The sequence below is a fragment of the Magnetococcales bacterium genome (assembly GCA_015228935.1).
Classification (GTDB): Bacteria; Pseudomonadota; Magnetococcia; order Magnetococcales; family DC0425bin3; genus HA3dbin3.
Window position 1 is genome coordinate 1 of sequence record JADGCO010000156.1, and the last position, 7204, is coordinate 7204.

Below are 7204 nucleotides of genomic sequence, written 5' to 3' on the forward strand. Positions count from 1 at the left end.
CTCCTGGACCTCCTTCCCAGTTTTTCAAACGTTTACTAAAACAGGGGGGCTGAATCGTTACGATGGATCATCCATTGGGTTGCCGGACGGGTATGTTATAATCGGGTCCATGAAGCCAGGGCCATTCCCGGTTGCATGTCTTGCCGCCAATCCGAAATCCGCGAACAGTCGAAGGAGAACGACTCATGCCCACAACGACCCACCACAAGGTGATCATCATCGGCTCCGGCCCGGCCGGGTATACTGCCGCCATTTATACGGCCCGTGCCAATCTCAAGCCAGTGGTGATCCAGGGCATGCAGCCGGGCGGACAACTCACCACCACCACCGAAGTGGATAATTTCCCCGGTTTCGAGCATGGCATACAAGGTCCGGAGCTGATGCAGATCATGCAGGCCCAGGCCGAACGATTCGGAACTCAGATCATCTTTGACCTGGTCACCGAGGTCAATCTGCAACAACGCCCTTTCAAACTGACCTGTGACGGCGGAGATGTCTATACCTGCGATGCCCTGATCATTGCCACGGGGGCTTCGGCGCGCTGGTTGGGCATCGAGTCCGAAAAGCGCCTCAGCGGTTTTGGGGTTTCGGCCTGTGCCACCTGCGATGGTTTCTTTTTCAAGGGGATGGAAGTGGCGGTCGTCGGTGGTGGCGACACCGCCGTGGAAGAGGCCATTTTCCTGAGCAACTTTTGCAGCAAAATCTATCTGATCCACCGTCGTGACGCCCTGCGGGCCGAGCGGCTCATGCAGGACAAGCTGTTTGCCAATCCCAAGGTCGAGCCGGTCTGGAATGTCACCGTGGATGATATTCTCGGGGATCCCGGTGCCGGCGGTGTCCGCGCTATCCGGGTCAAGAATGTCAAAAATGGCGAACTCCGGGAAATACCCGTCAATGGCGTCTTCATCGCCATCGGCCACAAACCCAATACCGATATTTTCGGAAATCAACTGGACAAGGATGATCAGGGTTACCTGATCACCAAACCCGACTCCACCGCCACCAACATTCCCGGCGTCTTTGCTGCCGGCGATGTCCAGGATCATGTGTTTCGTCAGGCCATCACGGCGGCCGGCACCGGCTGCATGGCGGCCCTGGAGGCCGAACGTTACCTGAGTACCCTGGAGCATGCGGCGTCCCGCAAGTAAAAACCGGGCTACCCGGGATCCAACAGGATGGATGCGGTTGACGCATCGCAACGCAACCGAGGCACGATTCACATGGCAACGATCATCGACGGCAAGGAAATTGCCCGTAAAATCCGTGAAGAGTTAAAGGCGGAGATCGCTCTTCTGCGGCAGCGTCACAAGGTCCAACCCGGCTTGGCCGTGGTTTTGGTGGGCAGTGACCCGGCCTCGCAGGTCTATGTGCGCAACAAGAAACGCGCCTGCGCCGAAGTGGGGATCGAATCGTTTTCCCACGAGCTGGTGGCCGGTACCCGGGAAAGTGAACTCCTGGATCTGGTCAACCGCCTCAATCAGGATCCTTTTGTGCATGGCATTTTGATTCAGCTTCCCCTGCCCCGGCAAATCACGGCCCAGAGGGTTTTGGAGCGCATCTCTCCCGACAAGGATGCGGATGGTTTTCACCCCCTCAACATGGGACGCCTGTTCACCGGCAACCCTGGTTTCCGTCCCTGTACCCCTTGGGGCATCATGGAATTGTTGCGGGTCAGCGGGGTTGATCCGGCCGGTCGTCACGCTGTGGTGGTGGGGCGGTCCAACATTGTCGGCAAACCGGTTGCCATGCTGCTTTTGGCCGCCCATGCCACCGTGACCATCTGCCATTCGCGCACGCCGGATCTGGCTGCCATCATCAGGCAGGCCGACATTCTGGTTGCTGCCGTGGGTCAGGCAGGCCTGATTCAGGGATCATGGATCAAGGAGGGTGCCGTGGTCATCGATGTGGGCATGAATCGCGATCCAGAGGGACACCTCTGCGGCGATGTGGATTTTGCCGCTGCCGAACAACGCGCCGCCGCCATCACACCGGTTCCTGGCGGTGTCGGTCCCATGACCATCGCCATGCTCCTGAAAAATACCGTCGAAGGGGCCAAACGTTCTCATGGTCTGGTGACTTGAGAGCGAGCGACTGACAAGCAATCCTTGTGGTTGAGTAACTATTCAGTTCCCTTCATTAAAAAACGTCTGAAAAACTGGGATGGGGGTCCAGGGGGAAGGGCTGTGTCCTTCCCCCTGGCGGGGTTTGGGGCGGAGCCCCAACAAAATCTTTCATATTAAATCTTTTTTTTGCAAGGGTTCTGAATAGATACGTGGTCGAATGGATGCTCATGGCCGGTCTTGCGACCCGGACTGCAACAGGTTCAGCAACACCAGCAAATCCTGCCAACCCGCTTTTTTTTGGGCGGGCTGGCGCAGATAATAGGCCGGATGATAACTCGGAATGACCGGGATACCGCGCCATTCGTGAATTTTTCCGCGCACCCGGCTTACCGCACCTGTCTGACCCAGCAGGCAGGTGATGGCAATCTTGCCCATGGCAAAAATCACCCGGGGCTGGATCTGGGTCAATTGCCGAAACAGATAGCCCTGGCAGGCGGTCATCTCTTCCGGCAGCGGATTGCGGTTGCCCGGCGGACGGCACTTGACCACATTGGCAATATAGATCGTCTCCCTGTTGAAGCCGGCGGCCTGCAACATGCGATTCAAGAGTTTTCCGGCGGCACCCACAAAGGGTTCCCCCTGGCGATCCTCATCCTCTCCCGGGCCTTCACCGACAAACACCACGGGTGCCTGGGCAGAACCCGTTCCGAAGACGGTCTGGTTGCGTGTCACCGCCAGACGGCACTGGGTGCAGACGGCCACTTGTCGCTGAATATCTTCCAGGGTTTCTCCTCCCCGTGCGATGGTCACTTCCTGGACCGGCAGGATCGGGGCCGGAGTGGTCACGGGTGGTAAAACGGGTGCTGGTCGTATCGGCACCCTGGCCGGTGGCTCCGACCTGGAGGAAAATTCAGGATTGTTTTGTAACGAAATATTTTCTTTGGCCTGTAACAAAGGCATCCTGGGCCGGATTTTGGGCGAATGAGCTTGGCCCGGGTTCCTGCTCATGGGTGGCAGTTGGACGCCGCACTCTTCCCAATAGCCGAGTGTGGCCAGCAGCTCTGTCGAATCAACCATGGATGGCACTGTCATCTTACGACACCGTCCCTTTTTTCTGTCCCTTGGCACTCTCGGTGAGAACCTTTATTTCCCGGTCAAAATCCGACTCGAAGAGACGATCCTGAATGATCCGATATTTTTCAAATTCACTTTCGGCATGCTCTCTGGCAATTTTGGCGCTGATGCGGCCTGCATCCGTCAGGATTTCGCGGTCATCGAATGCAAGGAATTGATCCAGCCGGCGTGCCCAATCCTCCATGGTCATGGGAATCCTGCGCCGTGCCCGCTCCTCGGCCAGATCAAGATAGGCACTGACAACACGGCCCAGCGATTCCAGTTCATCGGCTGTCAGGTAGTTCTTGGCAACCGTCACATCGGTTTTCATGATTTTGCCTTGTGGGGCTGTTTCCCAACTGGTCAGCCCCATATGCGGTTGCGAACAGTCCGCCCGCTTTCTGATCAACTCTGCCGCTGTATGGCCATGAATGGCGTAGTGCAGCTTGTTTTGCACCTTGGCAAAAAATTCCCGTGTTGTGGGGGCGTCTTTATTATAATCAATGCTGGTTGCGTAAATATCGGTGATTTTCTGATAAAAACGCCGTTCACTCAGGCGAATCTCCCGAATCTCTTCCAGCAGGCGTTCAAAATAATCCTCGCCCAGAAAAGAACCGTTTTCCAATCGCTTCCGGTCCAGCACAAAGCCTTTGATGGCAAAATTCCGCAGCACCTGCGTTGCCCACTGGCGGAACTGCGTGGCCCGAATGGAGTTCACCCGGTAGCCAACGGAAATGATGGCGTCGAGATTGTAGAATTGTGTCTGGTAAACCTTGCCATCGGCGGCAGTATGTGCAAAATTTGCACATACTGCCTTTTCATCTAACTCATTGTCATTAAATATATTTTTCAAATGTTTCGCAATCACGGAGCGGTCAACGGCAAACAGCTCCGCCATCAGCTTTTGCGTAAGCCAGATGGTGTTGTTTTCGTAGCGGACCTCGATGCTGTTTTCACCCGCTTGCTGGGTAAAAACGAGGAACTCCACCGTGCTGTTGCGCATGGTCAGATTTTTGGATGACCCTTTGTTCATGCACTCAGCTCCCTGATTGGGCACATCTGGTCAACTCGATGATCATCGATCCATTTTCCACTCTGGAAATACCAGGATAGGGTATATCTTCCCCGGCTGATGCAGCGGCAAAGGCAATGACGGCGCAGAGGCCATGGTCATCGTTTGGGCCACAGTTCCAGTTTGTTGCGAGCAAGCCGGGTGGGCGTCACCAGCCCGGTGGCTGAAACGATGATTATGGCCCAAGTTCAAGAGGACTAATACAATACAAAAGAAAATCTTTCTGTAGTTCATCATCTGGATTGCTTGTTAAACTAAGATATCTATCAGCAAAATGTGCAACAATTTTAGGGTTAGTCCTTCCTATTTCGAACAACTTAAGAAGAGATCGATAAGCTAACGGATGATTGCTGAAATTAACCAATGCTTCCATTTTTTTCTGCGCCTCATCAGGATCATCAAAATACAATAATTTAATTTCAGTAATTAATTCCTCAAGATAAGGTTCAATCGTTTTCCGCGGAATCATGCGGGAAAAGAGCCGCAAATAATCCTGTAACAAAGGCGAATTTTCAGGTTTCGCATCACCATCCATAGCCAAAACTTCCTGAATTTGCAGAGATGGTTCAGAATGTAAAATATAAATTTCTTGTACATTCAGCGTATCCGCCAATTCATAAGCTTCTTCATTAAGCACCAAACGCACATGATCCAATATTTTATTTTCAATTGAAACATCCGCATCCTTGGGAATGCGGGTCAGCACGGGGAGGATTTCCACGGCTTCACGATCTTCCAGTCGGGGTGCCTTGCGGATACTGCGCATGATGGCGCGGACACCTTCCAGATTTTCTGGATTGTTGATCAACAGACAGACCACCATGTCGGCCATGACGGTGGCGGCCACTCCCCCGATTTCTGTAATGCCGGTCCGCGAATCGATCAACAAAAAATCCGGTGCATAGTCATGCTGGATCCACAGACGCAACTCTTCAAAGAGGGGTATGCCCGGGGGGGCTGGTTCTGCATAAAAGAGCGTATGCCAATTGATGACGGCCAACTTGCGCCAATAAGCCCCTGTCGGTGCATCCCCGGCGGGAAGAAGATGGATGCTTCCCCGTTTGGGTGTCTTGTCAATGTTGACTTCGTACATGAAATCATTCAGGGAAGCAGGAAGTTTTCCCTGGCTGACGAAGGTGTGCAGGATATCGACGACCCCCTGCAACGGTTTTTCGGATTTGTGTTGCAGGCCAAATTTATAATGGAGACCCGGCGCTTCCAGATCAAAGTCCATGACGACGACCTTTTGACCAAAGCGGGCCAGATATTTGGCCACATTGGCCAGGGCCAGGGTTCGGCCCACGCCACCTTTATAGGAGTAGAAGGTGATGGTTTTCATGATGGAAAAACGGGGCCTGGATAGACCCGCTTCTTCGCATGCGGCCAGATTGATGGCGAAACATGGGGAAATTGCAAAGCAGGACTGTTGAAAATATTTGAATCGGCAGCTTCCTGAATTTTTTTTCTGATTTCCTGACTGCGTTCTAATAACAACAGAGTTCGATTGTTTAGCTCTTTTGATTGCTGAAGTGTTGGAATGCCGAGCATTTTGGTCAATAATTTTTCAGCGGCGGCCCATTGTGCCTTGGGCAAAAGTTCTTTTTCAACACGATCCAAAAACAACGCCAAATGATCGGCGGGCATTTCATAGATTAAATTTTCAATATCTCGCTCGTTAATCGTTGTTGTTTCACGATTTTTATGGGCAGCGATCTGCACGTGTTTCAAGTGTTGGATCAAGGCTTGCCAGTCGGAAAAATTTCCTTCAGCCTGCGTGAATCCATGTTGGACAATTCCTTGTTCCACCATGCTTTCGGTGGCATTGTATCGGCTCCAGGCATGGTATGGAGGCCGAATCACGATCAATCCGTCTTCAGTGCGGACAAATGCCGAACCGTCTTCTTCGTGGATTGCGACCAGTTCTATCATGATGGGATGACCTCCAATAAAATATTTTGGTTTCTTAAAAGATCCAAAATATTCATATAAAAACCGGACCGGATTTTTTCATCTTCATCAAGTCCTGAAGTTACGGATTTAAAGGCCAGAGATTCATAATCAAGCACATGTTTTTCACTTATTCGTACCCGACTGAGGGACGCTGGCGTAAGGGGCTGTGTGAAGATGACCTCCAGATAAACCTTATCAAAACACACCAGGCTTGGCCAATCTTTTCTTGGACAGGTCGGAATTTCTTTTTCGTGCTTGATCGTGGCCAATTGGCATTTATGCGAGTCAGGGGCCAAATCCCTGGCCAGACTGTTTGTATCCACATGGCCTGCTGAATCGACGTAATTATTCAGGGAATCGGACTTGAGATAGGCAATATTCTGTTCAACTTCAGGAAACCCGGCTTTCAATACGGCACAATATTCACCGTAACCGGCACCCAGGCCTCCGGCATTGAGGGCACCGTAGCGCATGGATTCTTCATTTTCGATGGCAGCATGGAATCCCAGGCGTTTGGTGTAATAAGATTTCAGCAGTATTTCCAACTCCTGCTCTTGGGTTTTTCCAGACTCCGTTGTCTTGCGTTCTGCCCGTTCGTAGACATTCAAGTGCTGGCCGGTGGTGGCCAAAAATTCCTTGAAATTACCGGGAATGAAATTGATGGAGACCCTCCCCTCCTGTCTGATGAAATTGGCAAACGCTTCGCACTCTGTTTTTGTGGCTCCGGAGAGACAGGCTGAATAGAGTGTTTCGATATCAGTTGAATTTTGTTGGGCCAGATCGAACAGGTTTATTTTGGAGGTCATATTTTGAACGGCTGCGATATGGATTATTATATTTATCGGGTTTCTTTGGGTCTACCTAACCAATGCGTTGTGTGGATTTTAACACGCATGACTGTTTTTGTAAACCTGGGAAACACAGTGGCATTGTCGTGAACTCCGGCTCCGTTTTTTCGGGGCTTCGCCCCGGACCCCACCAGGGGGAAGGGCGCAGCCCTTCCCCC

Annotated in this window: 7 protein-coding genes; 2 read left to right on the forward strand and 5 right to left on the reverse strand. The window is 52.2% G+C overall.

Going from position 1 to position 7204, the window contains the following annotated elements; translation table 11 throughout:
* Positions 1 to 185: 185 nt before the first annotated feature.
* A complete protein-coding gene (gene trxB / locus HQL65_19835; GenBank protein ID MBF0138487.1) occupies positions 186 to 1148 on the forward strand; it encodes a thioredoxin-disulfide reductase in 963 nt (320 codons plus the stop codon).
* Between the two features lie 72 nt (positions 1149 to 1220).
* On the forward strand, positions 1221 to 2081 hold the full coding sequence (folD, locus tag HQL65_19840; GenBank protein ID MBF0138488.1) for a bifunctional methylenetetrahydrofolate dehydrogenase/methenyltetrahydrofolate cyclohydrolase FolD: 861 nt from the start codon (positions 1221 to 1223) through the stop codon (positions 2079 to 2081).
* A gap of 207 nt (positions 2082 to 2288) precedes the next feature.
* Here the strand turns inward: folD and HQL65_19845 are convergent, their stop codons facing one another.
* The 5 genes from HQL65_19845 to HQL65_19865 all read right to left on the reverse strand — a co-directional run bounded on the left by HQL65_19845 (position 2289) and on the right by HQL65_19865 (position 6743).
* Positions 2289 to 3155 (reverse strand): uracil-DNA glycosylase, encoded by an 867-nt coding sequence (locus HQL65_19845; GenBank protein ID MBF0138489.1) that lies wholly within the window; start codon positions 3153 to 3155, stop codon positions 2289 to 2291.
* 1 nt (position 3156) lies between these two features.
* Complete coding sequence (locus HQL65_19850; GenBank protein ID MBF0138490.1) at positions 3157 to 4209, reverse strand: virulence RhuM family protein; 1053 nt, start codon at positions 4207 to 4209, stop codon at positions 3157 to 3159.
* A gap of 214 nt (positions 4210 to 4423) precedes the next feature.
* Entirely contained in the window at positions 4424 to 5587 is a 1164-nt protein-coding gene (locus tag HQL65_19855; protein MBF0138491.1) for an AAA family ATPase, read from the reverse strand.
* Positions 5584 to 6177: a hypothetical protein gene (locus tag HQL65_19860; GenBank protein MBF0138492.1), complete on the reverse strand. Its 594-nt coding sequence runs from the start codon at positions 6175 to 6177 to the stop codon at positions 5584 to 5586. Before HQL65_19860 ends, HQL65_19855 begins: the two co-directional genes overlap by 4 nt.
* Entirely contained in the window at positions 6174 to 6743 is a 570-nt protein-coding gene (locus HQL65_19865; GenBank protein ID MBF0138493.1) for a hypothetical protein, read from the reverse strand. The genes HQL65_19860 and HQL65_19865 overlap by 4 nt, the downstream gene beginning before the upstream one ends.
* Positions 6744 to 7204: the final 461 nt, after the last annotated feature.